Annotated in this window: 1 protein-coding gene; it reads right to left on the bottom strand. The window is 22.0% G+C overall.

Going from position 1 to position 1209, the window contains the following annotated elements:
* Positions 1-163: 163 nt before the first annotated feature.
* The gene (locus tag AC30RD_RS09640) at positions 164-1039 is read right to left on the bottom strand and encodes a DUF6997 domain-containing protein (protein WP_489494340.1); all 876 of its coding nucleotides are present in this window, start codon (positions 1037-1039) and stop codon (positions 164-166) included.
* Between the last annotated feature and the right edge of the window lie 170 nt (positions 1040-1209).

The following is a 1209-nucleotide window of genomic DNA, read 5'->3' on the forward strand; positions in this document are numbered from 1 at the left end:
ACACTTATAACATTTTTAATAGGCTATTTCGTAAATAGATATTTTGGGATTGAGGTTTAATATCAAGCTTTTTGAAAAATTGTAAATTGAACTAAAGCAAATAAATTAAGTATAAGTATAAAAAATCGTATTAAATTTACATTCATACTAAAATTATAAGAGTTTAAAAAAAATATTTACAACTTTTTATAATGTTTACTTTATCAAACAGATCATTTTCAAAATTAATTTCAAGAATTTTGTAATATTCTTTATTGTAAGTTTCAACTATGTCAATAAAAATTGTTCTTAATCTTTTCCCATTTTTAATTAACGATTTAAAATAAATTAAGGGATAGTAAAGTTGTAATAGTGAAAAATTTTCTCGCTCCTTTTCTCCACATTTTGCTTCAATAATAAATAATTCTTTACTATTTTCTAATACCAAATCTATCTCAAATTGAAATCCTGGTTCAATTACTTTATTACCTTTGGTAGTTTTGAAAATTAAAGGATCTATTAACTTTATTTTTCCAAATTGACCATATAATAATCTTGTATATTTTTTAGTCTTTATCTCTGTTTTTAATATATTAAGAGGCTCATAAATATCTATAAAATGATTTATGATTCCAAGTGCCACCGCTTTATTTAAATACGCATTTTCATTTCTTTGAAATTTTACCTCTAATGACTTTGGTATAAAATCTTCTAAAGGCATTATATTATTTTTAGTGATTTCATCAAATTTGATATCTTTAATATTTAAAAAAATTTCACCTTTATAAAAGAAAAAAGCAGCCTGACCACTTCTTATAGGATAAATTTTATTAAGTATAAAAAAATCAGGTAAATCTTTTTTACTATAAATAGGGATCCAACTTCCTGGTTTATCTTTACCTAAATCTTTTGCATATATTAGATTTTTATTTTTATCAAAAATATTTGGTAAATTTTTTGATGGATAAAAAAAATCATTTGACTCTAAAAATAACTCAAAAAAATCAGATTTTTTATTTTCAAATTTTTCTTTTACTTCAATCCAATCTTTTTTCGACATAATTAATTCCAGTCTAAAGAATCTATAATATTTCCAATTTCATTTTACCACAAAAGTCAAATAAATTTTAAAATCTCTCTCTTCTTTTTCATTTTTAAATTTATATGGTTATTAGGGTCAGTAGGGGGTCAGGTGATAATGATAACTTATAACAGGGATAATAATAACTA

The sequence above is a fragment of the Nitrosophilus sp. genome (assembly GCF_982775275.1).